At 70.8% G+C, this 16,451-nt stretch carries 13 protein-coding genes and 1 pseudogene; 9 read left to right on the plus strand and 5 right to left on the minus strand.

Annotated elements, in window-relative coordinates:
• Nucleotides 1–88: 88 nt before the first annotated feature.
• The 3 genes and pseudogenes from ACH54P_RS21365 to ACH54P_RS21375 all read left to right on the plus strand — a co-directional run bounded on the left by ACH54P_RS21365 (nucleotide 89) and on the right by ACH54P_RS21375 (nucleotide 3,372).
• The gene (locus ACH54P_RS21365; RefSeq protein ID WP_489915377.1) at nucleotides 89–1,315 is read left to right on the plus strand and encodes a DUF8814 domain-containing protein; all 1,227 of its coding nucleotides are present in this window, start codon (nucleotides 89–91) and stop codon (nucleotides 1,313–1,315) included.
• A gap of 173 nt (nucleotides 1,316–1,488) precedes the next feature.
• Nucleotides 1,489–1,905 (plus strand): annotated as a pseudogene (locus tag ACH54P_RS21370) (FAD-binding oxidoreductase); the annotation flags it as partial.
• Between the two features lie 231 nt (nucleotides 1,906–2,136).
• Nucleotides 2,137–3,372: a glycoside hydrolase family protein gene (locus ACH54P_RS21375; RefSeq protein ID WP_489915378.1), complete on the plus strand. Its 1,236-nt coding sequence runs from the start codon at nucleotides 2,137–2,139 to the stop codon at nucleotides 3,370–3,372.
• A 37-nt stretch (nucleotides 3,373–3,409) separates the two neighbouring features.
• On the opposite strand, the gene ACH54P_RS21380 is transcribed toward ACH54P_RS21375, so the two are convergent.
• Nucleotides 3,410–3,862, minus strand: a complete 453-nt coding sequence (locus tag ACH54P_RS21380) for a DUF4396 domain-containing protein (RefSeq protein ID WP_489915380.1) — start codon at nucleotides 3,860–3,862, stop codon at nucleotides 3,410–3,412.
• Nucleotides 3,863–4,123: 261 nt separating this feature from the next.
• Here ACH54P_RS21380 and ACH54P_RS21385 point away from each other — a divergent pair, with 261 nt between their 5' ends.
• Nucleotides 4,124–5,140, plus strand: coding sequence for an autoinducer 2 ABC transporter substrate-binding protein (locus ACH54P_RS21385; RefSeq protein ID WP_489915382.1), 1,017 nt, complete (start codon nucleotides 4,124–4,126; stop codon nucleotides 5,138–5,140).
• A gap of 3 nt (nucleotides 5,141–5,143) precedes the next feature.
• On the opposite strand, the gene ACH54P_RS21390 is transcribed toward ACH54P_RS21385, so the two are convergent.
• From ACH54P_RS21390 to ACH54P_RS21400, 3 genes are all read right to left on the minus strand, one after another.
• Nucleotides 5,144–6,721 carry an esterase-like activity of phytase family protein gene (locus ACH54P_RS21390; RefSeq protein ID WP_489915384.1) on the minus strand — a complete coding sequence of 526 codons (1,578 nt, stop codon included), beginning with the start codon at nucleotides 6,719–6,721 and terminating at the stop codon, nucleotides 5,144–5,146.
• A gap of 636 nt (nucleotides 6,722–7,357) precedes the next feature.
• Nucleotides 7,358–8,647 carry a DUF6923 family protein gene (locus ACH54P_RS21395; protein WP_489915386.1) on the minus strand — a complete coding sequence of 430 codons (1,290 nt, stop codon included), beginning with the start codon at nucleotides 8,645–8,647 and terminating at the stop codon, nucleotides 7,358–7,360.
• Complete coding sequence (locus ACH54P_RS21400) at nucleotides 8,644–9,408, minus strand: bestrophin-like domain (RefSeq protein WP_489915388.1); 765 nt, start codon at nucleotides 9,406–9,408, stop codon at nucleotides 8,644–8,646. The genes ACH54P_RS21395 and ACH54P_RS21400 overlap by 4 nt, the downstream gene beginning before the upstream one ends.
• Nucleotides 9,409–9,865: 457 nt before the next feature.
• On the opposite strand from ACH54P_RS21400, the gene ACH54P_RS21405 reads away from it, so the two are divergent.
• Genes ACH54P_RS21405 through ACH54P_RS21420 form a run of 4 tightly spaced genes read left to right on the plus strand, consistent with a single transcriptional unit; the run spans nucleotide 9,866 to nucleotide 13,852 of the window.
• Nucleotides 9,866–11,269 carry a family 2B encapsulin nanocompartment shell protein gene (locus ACH54P_RS21405; protein ID WP_489910202.1) on the plus strand — a complete coding sequence of 468 codons (1,404 nt, stop codon included), beginning with the start codon at nucleotides 9,866–9,868 and terminating at the stop codon, nucleotides 11,267–11,269.
• Nucleotides 11,269–11,451, plus strand: a complete 183-nt coding sequence (locus ACH54P_RS21410; protein WP_489910201.1) for a hypothetical protein — start codon at nucleotides 11,269–11,271, stop codon at nucleotides 11,449–11,451. Before ACH54P_RS21405 ends, ACH54P_RS21410 begins: the two co-directional genes overlap by 1 nt.
• Entirely contained in the window at nucleotides 11,448–12,839 is a 1,392-nt protein-coding gene (locus ACH54P_RS21415; RefSeq protein ID WP_489915390.1) for a family 2B encapsulin nanocompartment shell protein, read from the plus strand. The genes ACH54P_RS21410 and ACH54P_RS21415 overlap by 4 nt, the downstream gene beginning before the upstream one ends.
• Nucleotides 12,836–13,852 carry a family 2 encapsulin nanocompartment cargo protein polyprenyl transferase gene (locus ACH54P_RS21420; protein ID WP_489915392.1) on the plus strand — a complete coding sequence of 339 codons (1,017 nt, stop codon included), beginning with the start codon at nucleotides 12,836–12,838 and terminating at the stop codon, nucleotides 13,850–13,852. Before ACH54P_RS21415 ends, ACH54P_RS21420 begins: the two co-directional genes overlap by 4 nt.
• Nucleotides 13,853–13,981: 129 nt before the next feature.
• Here ACH54P_RS21420 and ACH54P_RS21425 read toward each other — a convergent pair whose 3' ends face one another.
• Nucleotides 13,982–15,109 carry a CapA family protein gene (locus tag ACH54P_RS21425; protein ID WP_489915394.1) on the minus strand — a complete coding sequence of 376 codons (1,128 nt, stop codon included), beginning with the start codon at nucleotides 15,107–15,109 and terminating at the stop codon, nucleotides 13,982–13,984.
• 367 nt (nucleotides 15,110–15,476) lie between these two features.
• Between ACH54P_RS21425 and ACH54P_RS21430 the strand changes: the two genes are divergently transcribed.
• Entirely contained in the window at nucleotides 15,477–16,451 is a 975-nt protein-coding gene (locus ACH54P_RS21430) for a substrate-binding domain-containing protein (protein WP_489915396.1), read from the plus strand.

A 16,451-nucleotide genomic window follows, 5' to 3' on the forward strand; every position in this document is an offset into this window, starting at 1 on the left:
CGCGGCGCGGTGCTTGTACAGATCATGTACGCCGCCCCGCCAGTCTTTCGCCACGTTCGAGTGAACAAGTGCGAAGGGAGAACCGGGGATGATCCGGATCAGGAAGGCCGGCCGCGTGACCGCGGTGGTTTTGGCCGCGGGGGCGGTGACGGCGCTGGCCGGAGCCCCCGCCCAGGCCGCGACGGCGCTGGCGGGCAGCGCGGGCTGGACCGCCGATTTGTCCACTGTGGACACCGATGACGTCAACGTCGCCGCCGCCGGCGGAACGCTGACGCTGGCCGACGCCGCCTGGCACAGAACGGCGCGGGTGTTCGCCGGCAGCGAGGGCAGCCTCACCACCGCCGAGCACGCGCTCGGCTCGCCGGCCAACCGCGTCAGCGCCGAGCTGTCCGCCGACGCCCCCAAGGGCACCTCGGTCGACGTCGACGTCCGCGGCCGCACCGGCGTGAACGACTGGACCGAGTGGACGCCCGCGGGCACGACGCTCAAGACCGCCGTCAGCTCGGTGCAGGTGCGCATCAGCCTGCACAGCACCACCGACGGCGTCCGCCCGTCGGTCAAGAGCGTCACCCTCGGCGCCGACAACGCGCCGCAGGTCAACGCGCTGGCCGAAACCGCGCCGCTGACCTACAAGGTGTACGGCACCCGCGAGGGCCTGATCGGCGGCACCACCGCCAACGGGCACGTCATCACCAGCCGCGACCACTTCGTCGCCCTGCCGTCCGGGAAGGGCCTGTCCAGCAAGGGATCCGGCAACTACACCGTCCGCGTCTGCCGCACCGACGGCAGCAAGTGCGAGTACGCGCCGGTGTGGGACGTCGGCCCGTGGAACGAGCAGGACGACTACTGGAACCCGGCGTCGGTCCGGACCAAGTTCAAGGACCTGCCGCAGGGCCAGCCCGAGGCGTACGCCGCGTACTACAACGGCTACAACGGCGGCAAGAGCGGCCTCGGCTACAAGGTGGCGAACCCGGCCGGCATCGACCTCGCCGACGGCGTCTTCTGGGACGGGCTCGGCATGTCGGACAACGGCAACGTGAACGTCACCTACCTGTGGACCGGCACCGGCCCGACCGGGGTGGTCAGCACCGCGGGCGACCCGATGAACGTCCGGGCGAGCGCGAGCACCACGGCCGCCATCAAGGGCCTCGCGGCGAACTACGCCCGGGTGAACATCGAGTGCTACGTCGAGGGTGACACCGTCACCGGCAAGTTCGGCACCGGCAACATCTGGGACCGCATCGGCCCGGGCCACTACGTGTCGGACACCTACGTGCAGACCGGCTCCGACCTCCCGGTCGCGCCGCACTGCTGAACCCCGGCTCCAGCGAGCCCCGAGCATCGCGTGGTTGACTGCCCTCACCCCCGCGATAACAGCGAAGGCCCGGCGTCCCCCGCCGGGCCTTCGCCCTTTCGCGCGTCCGGTACCGCCCCGAAGCCCGCGCGCCCGACCACCGGAGTCCGTTGGCAGCCGGTGAAACCGGGCCGATGACGACGACCAGCGACAGCTTCCCGGCGCGGATCCGCGGCAGAGTGCTGTCCGAAAGCGACGAAGGCTACGACGAGGCCCGCCGGGTCTGGAACGGCGAAATCGACCGGCGGCCCGCGCTGATCGTCCGCGGCGGCGGGCACAACCTCGGCGGCGGATTCGGCTGGCTGACCGCGCGTCACGGGCTTTCGATCGACAACCTGCTCTCCGCCGAGGCCGTCACCGCGGACGGCCGCGTCCTGCGTGCCTCCGAAACCGAGCACCCGGACCCGTTCTGTGCGGTGCGCGGCGGGGGCGGCAACTTCGGCGTCGTCCCCGAGTTCGAGTTCCGGCTGCACCCGGCCGGGCCACTGGTCGAGCTCGGCCTGTTCTTCTGGCGCCTCGGCGACGCCCCGGCGGCGCTGCGGTTCGCGCGGCGGCCACCGCCAGGACGGCTTCGTCTTCGGGATCGCGGCGGTCGCGCCGACGCCGGAGCTGCACACCGGCGGGACGGCGTACGACTTGTTCCACCACAATGCCAATATCCCGCCCATCGGGACATGAATTCACAACCTTGAACGACTATCCGCCGGGTGTACAAGCGCCAGTCCGTTGTGGAAAACTTCCGGGCACCTGGAGCATTTCCCCACACGGAATGGCGGGCACCTGTGAGCGTTACCCGGAGAACCCTGCTGACCACCGCGGCCGGTGCCGCGGTGGCGGCGAGCGCCAGCACCTCCTCCACGGCCACCGCGGCCACCCTCGATGCCTCCGACCAGGCATCGGTCACCCGGACGCTCCGCCAAGCGGCCGATTACGCAGTAGCCAAACTCCGCGCGGTCGCCCCCGGCGTCACCGCGTTTCCGGTCGGCACGAAGTTCGAGAAATGGACCTATTCGCAGAATGGCGACTGGGTCGGCGGATTCTGGCCCGGCCAGTTGTGGCTGGCCTGGCTGCACAGCGGCGAGGAACAATTCAAGACGCTCGCGCTGGCCTCCGCGGAGAAACTCGCGCCGCGCCAGAACGACACCGGCACGCACGACCTCGGTTTCCTCTTCTACCCGTCCTGGGTGACCGCCTGGCGGCTCACCGGGGACGACCACTGGAAGGCGGGCGCGATGCAGGCGGCGTCGTCGCTGATCAAGCGCTACAACCCGGCCGGGCGGTTCATCCGCGCCTGGGGCGCGCTGAGCGACCCGAACAACGCGGGCCGCGTCATCATGGACACGATGATGAACCTCGACCTGCTGGCTTTCGCGAGCAAGCAGACCGGGGACCCGCGGTACCTCGACATCGCGATCGCGCACGCGAAGACGGCGCAGCGGAACTTCCTGCGCCCCGACGGGTCGACCCCGCACGTGTTCGACTTCGACCCCGTCACCGGCGCGCCGATCGGGCCGAACACGGTGCAGGGCTACAGCCCTGCGTCGTGCTGGTCGCGCGGGCAGGCGTGGGGCGTCTACGGGTTCACGACGATCCACCGCCGCACCGGGGACCCGGAGTTCCTCGCCACGGCGCGGCGGCTGGCGGACTTCGCCCTGTCGCGGCTGACGCCCGACCACGTGCCGGTGTGGGACTACCTGGCGCCGCAGGCCCCGGACGACGTCAAGGACGCCTCCGCCGGCGTGATCATGGCGTGCGGCCTGCTGGACCTCGCGGAGCTCACGCACCATTCGCGGTACCGGGAAAGCGCGCTGCGGATCCTCACCGCCGTGTCGCGGACCTGCCTGACCACGAAGTCCACCCGGGCCGAAGCGAGCGTCGCGCGCTGCACCCGCAACCGGCCGGCCGAGGACGGCGTCGAGGTGTCGCTCCCCTACGCCGACTACTACCTGCTGGAAGGGATCCTGCGGGTCCTCGACCGGCGCAAGGTCGACCGGGCGGTCGACCTGTCGAGCGTCTGACCCGCTGAACCGGGGAGGCCGCCACCTCCCCGGACCGTCAGTGGTGGTGCGCGTGCACCTTCGCATGGCCGAGGCCGCGCCCGATCATCCACTTGTTCACCGGCACCGTGACGACGAACGCCACCGCCAGCGAAAGCGCCAGGGCGAACCAGAAGAGCAGGCTGGCCAGCCCCGCGTCCATCGCGCCGGGAACCGCCACGACCACGGTGTTGTCGATCAGCTCCATGACGGCGATCGACACGGTGTCCGCGGCCAGCGCGACCTTGAACGCCGCCGCCAGGGCCAGCCCAGACTTCAGCACGCCCCGCATGGTCAGGCCGTAGCCGAAGACGAACGCCAAGGCGATCGACAGGACCACGGTCGCCGCGTTGTGGAGGCCGAACGCCGTGCCCAGCACCATGCCGAGCACCTCACCGATGGCACAGCCGGTCAGGCAGTGCAGAGTCGCTTGGATCGCCGTCGCCCACGAAGCCCCGTGCTGTTCGTTCATGCCCGGAACTATACCCCCAGGGGGTACCCGTGGCACGTGGTGCCCGTCACGGACGTCGAATGCGACGCAGAGTACGCTCGATCGTCACTCAACGTGTCCGACACCGCCGTCCAGGCGATATCCGCCAGAAGTCCACGAGGTTGAACTCACTTATGTAACCCTTTGCGCACATCCCGTTGACCACAGTTACGCGGAGCTCTACGTTCGCCCTTGGTCTCCACCGCGCGCAGACCGTTCGGAAGTCCTGAGGAATGGGTGGGGATGCGAGGGCCGACGAAGACGTCCCGGCTGGTCGCGACGCTGCTGCTGGGTGCGGCGCTCGCGCTCGGGGGCTGCTCGGACCAGCTGCGCAGCGCGCCCGCGCCGTCGCCGACCCGGATCGCGTTCGTGCCCAAGGTCGCCCGCATCCCGTACTTCGACGCGATGAACACCGGCGGCCTCGAGGCGGCCAAGCAGCTGGGCGTGGAGTGGTCCACGACCGGCCCGGCGACCGTCGACCCGGCCGCCCAGGTGACGATCCTGCGCGACCTGATCGCGAAGAAGGTCGACGTCATCGCCGTCGCGCCCAACGACCCGGGCGCGCTCGCGCAGGTGATCGCCGAAGCCCGGGCGAAGGGCATCCACGTGCTCACCTCGGACACCGACGCGCCGGGCACGCAGCGCGAGGTGTTCGTCAACCAGGCCAGCGCCCGGGGCATCGGCACGGCGCTCGTCGACGCGCTGATGGCGAAGACCGGCGGGGGCGGCAAGTACGCGATCGTCTCCTGCGGCCCGGCCGCGGCGAACCTCAACACGTGGATCGCGGTCCAGAAGGAGTACGCGGCCGCGCACTACCCGAAGGCCCAGCTCGTCGAGACCGTGTACGCGGGCGAGGACCAGGACACCGCGACGAAGCTGGCCAAGGAGCTCATGGCCCGCCACCCCGACCTGACCGGGCTGATCGGCGAGTGCACGACGTCCGCGCCCGGCGTCGCGAAGGCGGTGGGCGACGAGCAGAAGGTCGGCCAGGTGTTCACCGTCGGCGTCGGCACGCCGCAGGCGATCAAGCCGTACCTGCTCGACGGCTCGTGCTCGCAGTCGGTGCTGTGGAACGTCGAGTCGCTCGGCTACCTGACCGCGTGGACGGCGAAGCAGGTCGCCGACGGCAAGCCGCTGGGCCCGGTCAACAAGGTGAGCCTGGAGTTGCCGGCGGTGAAGTACGACGCCGCGTCGAAGACCGTCCTGCTGGGCGATCCGCTGCTCATCACCGCCGACAACGTCGACCAGTTCAAGTACTGACGGCTACCGCACGTCGACGGTGACCGTCGCGGTGCTCGTGGCCGCCGGGAGCTTCGTCGTGTCGACCACGAGGTACTCGCCGTCGTCCTGACGGCCGTCCGGCAGCGTCTTCGGGTGCAGCGCGTACGGCGGGGCCGCGTTCGTCACGCCGTCGATGCCGAAGTCGTTGTCGTTGCCGATCACGACGGTCCGGCCGCCGTCGGTCGTCGCGACGCCCTCGACCTTGTCGTGGCCGAAGAAGCCGCCGCTCGGGTCCAGGTTCGTGACGAGCGCGCCGAGGTCCAGGTGCAGCTTCTTCGCCACGGGCTTGATGCCGGCGGCGGCCAGGTCCTTCGTCGCGTCGGCCGTGGTGTCCTTGCCGACGTAAGCGTCGATGCTCTTCCCGCCGACGAGCAGGCCGCCCTTGACGGCGTCGTAGCTCGCGCCCGGCACCGCCGCCCGCGGGCCGACGTCGGTGGCGCCGGCCAGGTCGATCTCGAAGAGCTTCTTGGAAGCGCCCGGCTCCGGCTTGCCGTCCCGCTCGTCCACCAGGAACCGCGTCGCCGACAGCGCGGTGATCTCGCTGACGGCGGTGCCCGTCGTGTCGGGGTTGTCGAGCAGGTAGAGGTATTCGTGCGTGACGCGGGTCGCGAGGTCGACGGTGACGATCCGCAGGGTCGTGACGTTGCCCGGCTTCTTCGTCAGGTCCGGCTGCTGCAGCGCCGACTGCATGACGCCGACCAGCGTCCGGCCGTCCGGGGTCAGCGTGAGCCCCTCCATGCCCTTGTTCGGCACCCGGTACTTCAGCTCGGCCGGCAGCGAGCCGTCGAACGGCGACAGGCGTTCGAGGGCGCGGCCGTCGCGGGTGAAGTGCGTGATGAACGGGCCGTATTCGTCGGACACCCAGAAGGTGCCGTCCTTCTGGGCGACCAGGCCTTCGGAGTCGTAGCCGTACGGCGACGCGGGCAGCGTGGTGCCGGTCAGGTCGACGATCTTCTCGCCGGTGCCGGCGAGCGGGTTCACCTGCCCGTTGTACGGCGTGCCGTCCGCCGCGCGCAGCGGGATCGTCTTCTCGAGCACGGCCCGCCCGGCGCGCAACCGGAACTTCCCGATCGCGGGGGTGAACGCGGGCAGCGGCTCGATCTTGCCGCCGTCGGGGGCGTCGACGTTCGGGCCGCGGTCGGTGAGGCCGTAGAACGCGTCTCGTTCGCCGGGCACCGGGGTGAGGCCGGAGCCGTACGCGCCGCCCTTGATCTCGACGCCGCCGATCGTGGCGAGCGGGGGCAGGCTCGTCGGGTAGAGCGTGACGGCGTCGGAAACGGTGTAGGTGAAGGAATCCCGGCCGGTGAAGCCGGGCGCCGGGGTGTAGCGGAAGGTCCCCCCGGCATCGAGGGCCACGGTCCCGTGCGCGGCACCGGTGTGCCGGACGACGGCGGTGGCGGATCGGTCGTTGCCGAGCACGCGCCCCTGCAGCGACTGCCCGGCCCGCACGCGGAAGTGATCATCGTGCGCCCGCGGCCCGTGGTCATTCGCCGCGGCGGGGGCGGCGGCCAGCGGCAGCACCAGCACCCCGGCCACCAGGGCGTTTCGTACCCGTCTCATCCGTTTCTCCTCCTCCGGCGCGTGGATCGCACCGGAGGAGGAGTCTGGGCGGCCGACATGGACGACGGCGGTCTTCGAGAAGGCGGGAGCGTTAACGGTGGCGCGCTGGGTTTGGCCGTGGGCGCTGCGGGGTTGCGGCGTCACCGGTGCCGCCGGAGCGTGCGGCTGAGGCCCAGCGCGCGGCGGGTGCTGCCGGCCCTCAGCCTCCTGCCGCCGGTGCCACCTCGGCTGAGCGCGCGCCGCCGGTGCTGATGCCGCCCGCAAGGCGCGCCACCTCACCTCAGCCGCGCCGCCGGGCAGCCGCGCACCGCCGGTGCCGATGCCGCCCGCGAGGCCCGCCGCCTCAGCACAGCCGAGCCGCCCGAGCCCACGCCGCCCGCAACGCGCGGCCACCTCACCTCAGCCGCGCCGCCGGGCAGCCGCGCACCGCCGGTGCCGCCCGCGAGGCCCGCCGCCTCAGCACAGCCAAGCCGCCCGAGCCCACGCCGCCCGCAACGCGCGGCCACCTCACCTCAGCCGCGCCGCCGGGCAGCCGCGCACCGCCGGTGCCGCCCGCGAGGCCCGCCGCCTCAGCACAGCCAAGCCGCCCGAGCCCACGCCGCCCGCAACGCGCGGCCACCTCGGCTCAGCCGCGCGTCACCGGTGGCGTCGGCCGTGGGCGGCCACTGCTCCGCCGCCGAGGATCAGGATCAGGGCTGTCAGGCCCCAGCGGCGTTTCTCCTCCGTTCGGTGTCCCGTGTCCTGTGCCGCCGGCTCGGGCTTCTCCGTTGGGCGCGCGTGCGGCGTCGACGGAGTCGGTGCCGGAACCGGCGTGGATGGTGTCGGCGTGACCACCGGGGTCGGCGTCGGCGCCGGGGCCACGGCTCGCTCGACCGGCTGCTCCACCGGCGGTGGCTGCGACGGCGGAGGCGGCTCCGGCGTCGGCGTGGCCGAAGTCGGAGGTGGAGCCGGAGTCGAAGGAGGCGGAGTTGGAGTCGGGGTCGGCGAAGGAGTGGGCGTCGGAGTCGGAGTGGTCGAAGTAGTAGGCGGGGGCGGAGGCGGAGGAGCCGCCTCGATGTAGCACCCGGCCGCGTCGCTGCTCACCAACGGCGGCCCCGTCGCGACCTCCACCGCCGGGCCCGATCCGTCGCGGGGCAGGCGGTAGGTGATGCTTCGGTGCCCGTCGCGGTTGGCCGTCGCGTACAGCGCGCCCGGTCCGAGGACCACCGATCCGTACGCGCCGCCGCGGGGGAAGCGCAGTCCCGGCACCACCGCGACCTTCCCCGTCGCCGGGTCGAGGGTGACCACCGAGCTGTCGCCGCGGAAAGTCGTCGAGACGCCGTAGAGCCGCCCGTCCGCCGGGTCGTACGCGAAGTCGTCGACGCCGACGGCGAGCGACACCGGCCGCAGCGCCGTCCGGTGCACCACCCGGAGGTAGTCCGCGCTCGCCGGGTCGATGTCCACTGTGTACAGGTCGCTGTTCTGCCGCACGTACCAGCGGTTCCCGGCGATCGCACCCGCGGTCGCGCCGGTGACCAGGCTCCACACCGGACGCCAGGGCCCGGCGCGGCCGATCACGCCGAGGTCGGTGACCGCGCCGGTGGAGTCGATGCGCACCGCGTGCGCGCCGTGGGCGTAGCGGCCGCCGCGGGTGCCGTCGGCGACGCCGTAGACGACGCCCTGCGCCGCGGAGTAGCCCATCGCGTTGATCCAGTACCCGGCCTGGCTGAGCCGTTTCGTGGCGCCGCCGGGCAGCGACAGCAGCCGCAACGTCGTCGGCGCGCCGGCACGTTCGTTCTCCGCCTGCAGGACCGTGCAGGCGGACGGGTCCGGGGCCGCCGGACGGTGCGACGACGCGGGCGCGAGCCAGCCCGTCGCCGCCAGCAGCGCCGAAACCGCCGCGGCCACGCCGAGCATCGCCGCCCAGCGGGCCCGCGTGCCGGTCAAGCCAGCCTTTCCAGCGCCGAGGTGAACGCCTCCGGCGGCACCTTCGCGCCCCCGCTGAACGGGTTCTGCAGCTGGTGGATCGCGAACAGCAGCAACGTGATCGTGCCGGCCAGGGTGGACACGATGATGATGTGCGCGGCGAGCCGCGTGCCGCCGAACAGGTTGGGCAGCAGGATCGCGGTGATCAGGCTGCCGAGGATCAGCGCGAACCAGACGACCGCGCCGACCCCGCCTCCCCCGGATTTGGCCAGCCGCTGCTGGCGGGCCTGGTAGACCGACCAGAGCTGGTTGCTGGCCTCGGTCTTGCGGTCGATCTGCCAGTCACCGTCGGCCTCGGCCGCGGCCACCGCCTGACGCATCTGGTCGAGCTGCGTCCAGCCCGTGGTGGGCACCGTGCCGCCGTCGGCCAGGCGCGGCCACTCCTGCTCCTCGACCGTCTGCGCGTAGGCGACGGCGAGCTGGTGCACGCGGTCCTTGGTGTCGCCCGGCAGCGCGTCGGCCGCCCAGGTCGCCGCGACCAGGCTGTCGGCCTCGGTCTGCGCGTCCTGGCCCGCGTCGCCCACCGAGTCGTACAGCGAGATGAGCACGAACGCGACGAGCACCGCGTGCAGCCCGCCGACGATGGTGAACACCTGGCCCGCCGCGTCGTTGTTGTCCGGCCTGCCCTCGTCCCAGCCGAACCGGCGGACGAGGTACGCGATCACGCCCCCGACGAGGGCCGCGCCGGCCACCCAGAGACTGCCGGCCACGAAGATGTTCATCCACGTCCTTTCCCACCGGGCGCATTAATCGCCGGACCGCTCAAGTTAGTCATCTATTTACGGCTCGACAACCGCAATTGGTTCGATTCATCCGAGTGGCCTCACCCGGACCGCGGCTGTCGCCGGTTCGGCGCAGTTCCGCCGGGTTCCACCGGTCCCGCCGCTCCACGCGGCGACCGGCGATTCCCCTTATGAACTGCGAACTTCCCGACCGGGTGACAGCCGGACACCCGCAGTGACCGGAGGCGAGCAGCCCTCGCCGTCGGGGTATCCGGAATGGCCGGAAGGCAAACAGGTGATCACCCGGAGGCGACCCGATCGTGTCATTGTGCGACCCGGTCCGGTTGCTATGTTGATTTCGCGGTGTCGCGAAGTCGCGCGAATACCCGGAAAAACAACAGGTCATGACCGGGCGTGCTGGGCGCGTGCCGGCGCGAACGATGGGGTGGTTTTCGCTGTGACTGTCACCGACCCGGTGGAATCCGAGCAGGCGCCGTTGAGTTTGGGGCGGGCGGCGGCTCGGACGTTGGCGACGACGACGAAGTCGGTGCCGCAGATGCAGGGCATTTCCTCGCGGTGGTTGCTGCGGGTGCTGCCGTGGGTGGAGGTCTCCGGTGGTGCGTACCGGGTGAACCGGCGGTTGTCCTACGCGGTGGGGGACGGGCGGGTGACGTTCACGTCGACCGGGAGTGAGGTGCGGGTGATCCCGCCGGAGCTGGGTGAGCTGGCGCCGTTGCGGGGGTTCGACGACGAGGAGGTGCTCACGGAGCTGGCGGGGCGGTTCGGGCAGCGGGAGTACGAGCCGGGTGATGCGTTGGTGGAGTTCGGCAGCCAGGCCGATCAGGTGTTCCTGATCGCCCACGGCAAGATCTCCAAGGTCGGTACCGGCGCTTACGGCGACCAGACCGTGCTGGGGACGTTGGCGGATGGGGATTATTTCGGGGAGAGTGCCCTGGTCCGGGGGGACGGGATCTGGGAGTTCACCGCGAAGGCGGTGACCGCGTGCACGGTGCTGACGCTGCCCCGTGCGGCGTTCGACGAGGTCCTGGCCCGGTCGGAGACGTTGCAGGCGCATCTGCAGGAGTATCTGGCGCGGGGGTCGGCGGCCAGCAACGATCACGGTGAGGCCGAGATTTCGCTGGCCTCGGGCCATGACGGGGAGCCGGTGCTGCCGGGCACGTTCGTCGACTACGAAGCCCGCCCCCGGGAGTACGAACTGTCGGTGGCGCAGACGGTGCTGCGGGTCCATTCCCGGGTCGCGGATCTGTACAACCAGCCGATGAACCAGATCGAGCAGCAGCTGCGGTTGACGGTGGAGGCGTTGCGGGAACGCCAGGAACACGAGCTGATCAACAACGCCGAGTTCGGGTTGCTGCACAACGCCGACTTCGCCCAGCGGATCCCGACCCGCACCGGCCCGCCCACCCCGGACGATCTGGACGAGCTGCTGGCGCTGGTGTGGAAGGATCCGGGGTTCTTCCTCGCCCACCCCAAAACCATCGCCGCGTTCGGCCGGGAATGCACCAAGGCCGGCATCTACCCCGACGCGATCGAGCTGGGCGGGCATCAGGTCCCGGCGTGGCGGGGCGTGCCGATCCTGCCGTGCAACAAGATCCCCGTCACCGAAACCCGCACCAGCTCCATCCTGCTGATGCGGACCGGGGAACAGGCCCAGGGAGTGGTGGGGCTGCACCAGACCGGGCTGCCGGACGAGTACCAGCCGGGGTTGAACGTGCGGTTCATGGGCATCAGCGAACAGGCCATCATCTCCTACCTGGTCTCGGCCTACTACTCCGCCGCCGTCCTCGTCCCCGACGCCCTGGCCGTGCTGGAAAGCGCCGAACTCGGCCGGGAGGCGTGATGCCCGAGCCGGTCACCCCGCCCCGCCCACCCGACGCGCAACCGCCGCGGCCCGGGCCCGGTCTGCCGCCCTCGGCGTTCGGGCCGACCGGGCTGGGCACCACCGCCGCCCGGGTCGTGCCCAAGACCGCGGGCACCCGCCCGCCCGACGCACCCGGACCCGATCGGCGCGTGAACCCGTGACCGTCACCGAAGAAACCACCTCCGTGCAGCTGTCGCTGGGGATCACCGCCGCGCGGACGCTGACCACCACCACCAAATCGGTGCCGCAGATGCGCGGCATCACCACCCGCTGGCTGCTCACCCAGCTGCCCTGGGTCGAGGTCCCCGCCGGCTCCTACCGCGTCAACCGCCGCCTCACCTACACCCTCGGCGACGGCAAAGTCAGCTTCTACACCACCGGCGCCCGCGTCCACGTCGTCCCCGCCGAACTCACCGAACTCGCCCTCCTGCGCGACTTCACCGACCAAGACGCCTTGAGGGCGCTGGCCGAGGCGTTCGAACAACGCGAATACGAACCCGGCACCACCCTCTTCACCGCCGGCACCCCCCAAGACACCCTCATCCTCATCGCCCACGGCAAAGTCACCACCCACCGCACCGGCCCCTACGGCGACGAAGCCCACCTCGGCACCGCCACCGACGGCGACCACTTCGGCGAAGAACTCCTCGCCCGCACCGACACCACCTGGCCCTGCACCGCCCGCGCCGCCACCCGCGTCACCGCCCTCGTCCTGCCCGCCGCCACCTACACCCGCCTCAACGGCCGCTCCGAAACCCTCCGCACCCACGTCACCGAGACCCTCACCCGGCCCGCCAAACCCCAGAACACCAAAGGCGAAGCCGCCATCGACCTCACCGCCGGCCACGACGGCGAACCCCACCTCACCGGCACCTACGTCGACTACGACCCCGCACCCCGGGAATACGACCTCGCCGTCGCCCAAACCCTCCTACGCGTCCACAACCGCGTCACCGACCTCTACAACCACCCCATGAACCAGCTCGAACAACAACTCCGGCTCACCGTCGAAGCCCTACGCGAACGCCAGGAACACGAACTGATCAACAACACCGACTTCGGGCTCCTGCACAACGCCGACCTCAAACACCGCATCACCACCCGCACCGGCCCACCCACCCCCCAAGACCTCGACAACCTCCTCTGCCGCCGCCGCAAAACCCGCTTCTTCCTCGCCCACCCCAAAGCCATCGCCGCCTTCGGCCGCGCCTGCACCACCCACCACATCTACCCCGACACCACCACCCTCGACGGCAAACGCGTCACCACCTGGCGCGGCGTCCCCCTCCTGCCCAGCGACAAAATCCCCATCTCTCCCGCCGGCACCACCTCGATCCTGGCCATGCGCACCGGCGAAGACGACGCCGGCGTCATCGGACTCCGACCGAAAAACCTCCCCGACCAATACCAACCCGGACTCAACGTCCGCTACATGGGCATCAACGACCACGCCATCACCACCTACCTCCTCACCGCCTACCACTCCGCCGCCGTCCTCGTCCCCGACGCCCTCGGCATCCTCGACGACGTCGAAATCGGCCGCCCATGACGACCATGAACACGCGCACCGCGGCCCGGCCGATCGCCGATGTTCTCGCGTGGAGCAAGAGCCTCGTCGACCCGGCGCTGCGCACCGCGGCCGAGCGGCTGCCCGAGACGATGCGGCGGATCGCCGGCTACCACTTCGGCTGGTGGGACGCCCACGGCGAACCGGCGCACAGCGACGGCGGCAAGGCCCTGCGCCCGGCGCTGGTGCTGCTGTCCGCGGAGGCGGCGGGCGGCGATCCCGCGGACGCCGTCCCCGCCGCCGTCGCGGTCGAGCTCGTGCACAACTTCTCGCTGCTGCACGACGACGTCATGGACGGCGACACCACCCGCCGGCACCGGCCGACGGCGTGGACGGTCTTCGGCACCGGGCCCGCCGTGCTCGCCGGGGACGCGCTGCTCAGTCTGGCGTTCGAGGAGCTGACGCCCGATGGCGCGAAGATCCTGTCCCAGGGCGTGCTCGACCTGCTCGAAGGCCAGGCCGCCGACCTGGACTTCGAGCAACGCGACGACGTCACGGCGGCGGAGTGCGTCAAGATGGCCGTCGGCAAGACGGCGGCCCTGATCGGCGCGGCCTGCGAACTCGGCGCGCTGCACGGCGGTCAACCGGGGTCAGCGGCGCGGTTCGGGGCGTTCGGCCGATCGGTCGGGTTGGCGTTCCAGCACGTCGACAACCTGCTCGGCATCTGGGGCGACCCCGCCGAGACGGGCAAGCCGGTCTACTCGGACCTCCAGAACCGCAAGAAGTCGCTGCCGGTGGTGACGGCCCTGCGCTCGGGCACCGCCGCCGCGACCGAACTGGCCGCGCTGTACTCCGGCGCCGACCCGCTCACCGACGCCGAACTGGCCCGCACCGCCTCGCTCGTCGAGGAGGCCGGCGGCCGCCAGTGGAGCCAGGCCCAGGCGGCGGCCTTGGTGGCGAAGGGACTTCGCGAGCTGGGAACGGCGAACCCGGTCCCCCGCCCGGCGGCGGAACTGGCGTCCCTGGCCCGCCTGATCACCACCCGCACCCACTGACCACGGGATTCTCCCGTGATCAGAGGGGCATCACCTGTGCTTGAAGGGGCATCACGCGTGCCTGGCGGGGCATCACCGCGATGCCTCCTCAATCACGCGTGATGCCCCTCTGATCACGCTTGATGCCCGTTACTTGCCAGGGCGGGTGAGGCCGTCTTTGTCCGCTTTCAGGCTCAGGATGTTCTTGTCCGTGTCCTGCAGGGCCTTCGTGACCTGCGCGGACGGCGGGGATGTCGACAAGTCGATCAAGCGGATCGGACTGTCGAGCTTGATCAGGGTGGGGATGTACTCGGCCTTGTCGACCTTCCAGCGGTCGCCGTCGCGGACGAAGCGGAACCGGGCCGCCGCACCTTCTTCGGTGTCGCCGCGGGGTTCGGAGTGGCGGGCGACGCTGTTGCCGAGCCCGTAGGCCACCCACTTGCCGCCGATCTTCTCGAAGGGCTGCACCACGTGCGCGTGGTGACCGACGATCAGGTCGATGTCCTCCGACGCCAGGATCTTCTTGGCTTGGGACCGCTGCTCCGCCGTCGGGTCGTGCTGGTACTCCACGCCCCAGTGCAGGCTCGCGATCACGACCTGCGCCCCGGCTTCCCGCGCCTTGCGAGCTGCCGAAAGGACGTCGTCGACGTCGATCTGGTTGGCCAGCCACGGCTTTCCGGCCGGCACCTTGATGCCGTTGAACCCGAAGGCGTACGACACCTGCGCGACCTTCACGCCGTGGACGTCGAGGATCAGCGGTTTCGCGGCTTCCGCGGCCGACCGCGCCGAGCCGGTGTGCTTGATGCCGACGTCGTCGAGCTTGTCCAGCGTCCGGGTGACGCCGTCGGCGCCCTGGTCGATGGTGTGGTTGGACGACGTCGAGCAGGTGTCGTAGCCGGTGTCCTTGAGCGCGTCCGCGATCTCCGGCGGCGCGCTGAACGACGGGTACCCGCTGTACGGCCCGCCTTCCGGCGCCAACGGCGTCTCGAGGTGGCAGATCCCGAGGTCGGCGCCGGAGATGAGCGGCTTGATCCCGGCCAGCAGCGGCCGGTAGTCGAACTTCCCGCCGCCGTCGGCCTCGGCCTGCTCGGTGAGCGCCGGGTGGATCAGGACGTCGCCGGTGGCGACGACGCTGAACGACCCGTCGGGCGCGGCGGCCGACGACAACCCCGCCGCCTCCGGGAACGGGGTCGGCGCCGGGCCGGACTGCGGCGGGCCACTGCAGGCGGCCGCCAGGACGGCGACCCCGGCGAGCACGGCGACGCGGTGCTTGGTCATCGGTCCCCCCTAACGTGGTCCGGCCATCCTGCCAGCCGGGCGAACACCGCAGAGACGGCATCCCGGTCATCGGCAAATCGCACCACAGTCGACAACACCGATCACAACATTCGCACAGGACAAAACCGGACAACGCCCAGCCCAGCGGGGAAAAAATACGATAAATGACCGCGAGGACGCCGCCACACGGTCACAGAGAGTAGGTCTCACTCCGCTAACTGCGGCTTGACGCTCCACGAACGGGTGTTTTGTAATACGAGTCACTCGGCGATACCCCTACCCGCACCACTCGTCCCCGGCCCCATGGGAGCACTCGATGTCCACATACCCGCACAGGTTCCGGACCTGGAGCGTTGTTGGTTGTTGTTTGATTTCCGGAGTCCTGTTGGCCGCGTGCTCGTCCGGCAAAGACGCCGCCGCGCCCCAGCAGCAGGCCCCGGCCAACGGCAAGATCACCCTGTACTACCTGCAGAAACAGGGTGACCAGCAGTACTTCGTCGAGCAGGCGCAGGGGGCGCAGGAGAAGGCGAAGGAGCTCGGTGTCGAGCTCAAGGTGGTCAACCTCGGCCAGGACGCCAACAAGGCGATCACCGAGCTGGACGCGGCGGTCGCGCAGGGCGCGAACGGCGTCGCCATCGTGGTCCCCGACCAGGCCATCGGCCCGCAGGTGATCGACAAGGCGAAGAGCGCGGGCATCCCGATCATCGCTTCCGACGACGTCATCAAGGACGGCACCGGCGCGAAGGCCCCGTTCGTCGGCTTCAACGGCAGCCAGATGGGCGACTCGGTGGGCACCGAAGCCGGGAAGCTGTTCAAGGCCGCCGGCTGGACCGCCGCCGACACGAAGATCATCAGCGCCTACAAGCAGGACCTCACCGTCTGCACCGACCGCGTCACGGCCGCGAAGTCGGCCTTCGCCAAGGCCGCGGGCGCGGAGGTCCCGGTGATCGAGGTCGGCACCGACAACTCCCCCGTCGACGCGCAGAACCGCTCCGGCGCGGTGATCGGCTCCAACCCGGGCGTCAAGCACTGGGTGGTCTGGGGCTGCAACGACGAAAACGAGACCGGCGTCGTGACCGCGCTGGCGAACTCCGGCGTGGCGGCGAACAACATCATCGGCGTCGGGCTCGGCGCGTACCTCACCTGCAAGGACTGGGCCGCCGGCAAGGACACCGGCAACAAGGCCGCGCTCTACATCTCCGGCGCCGAGGTCGGCCGCTCGGCGATCCAGGTGCTCGTCGACAAGGTGAAGAACGGCAAGGAGCTGCCCGCGGAGACGATCGCCAAGACCACGATCGTCAACAAGGACAACTACAAGCAGGCCGGCGTCAACTGCACCTGA

The sequence above is a fragment of the Amycolatopsis sp. N2S4-7 genome (assembly GCF_058119595.1).

Coding starts and splice junctions, on each gene's coding strand:
- ACH54P_RS21365 (WP_489915377.1), top strand. CDS start 89: ATGATCCGGATCAGGAAGGCCGGCCGCGTGACCGCGGTGGTTTTGGCC.
- ACH54P_RS21380 (WP_489915380.1), bottom strand. CDS start 3,862: ATGAACGAACAGCACGGGGCTTCGTGGGCGACGGCGATCCAAGCGACT.
- ACH54P_RS21385 (WP_489915382.1), top strand. CDS start 4,124: ATGCGAGGGCCGACGAAGACGTCCCGGCTGGTCGCGACGCTGCTGCTG.
- ACH54P_RS21390 (WP_489915384.1), bottom strand. CDS start 6,721: ATGAGACGGGTACGAAACGCCCTGGTGGCCGGGGTGCTGGTGCTGCCG.
- ACH54P_RS21400 (WP_489915388.1), bottom strand. CDS start 9,408: ATGAACATCTTCGTGGCCGGCAGTCTCTGGGTGGCCGGCGCGGCCCTC.
- ACH54P_RS21410 (WP_489910201.1), top strand. CDS start 11,269: ATGCCCGAGCCGGTCACCCCGCCCCGCCCACCCGACGCGCAACCGCCG.
- ACH54P_RS21420 (WP_489915392.1), top strand. CDS start 12,836: ATGACGACCATGAACACGCGCACCGCGGCCCGGCCGATCGCCGATGTT.
- ACH54P_RS21425 (WP_489915394.1), bottom strand. CDS start 15,109: ATGACCAAGCACCGCGTCGCCGTGCTCGCCGGGGTCGCCGTCCTGGCG.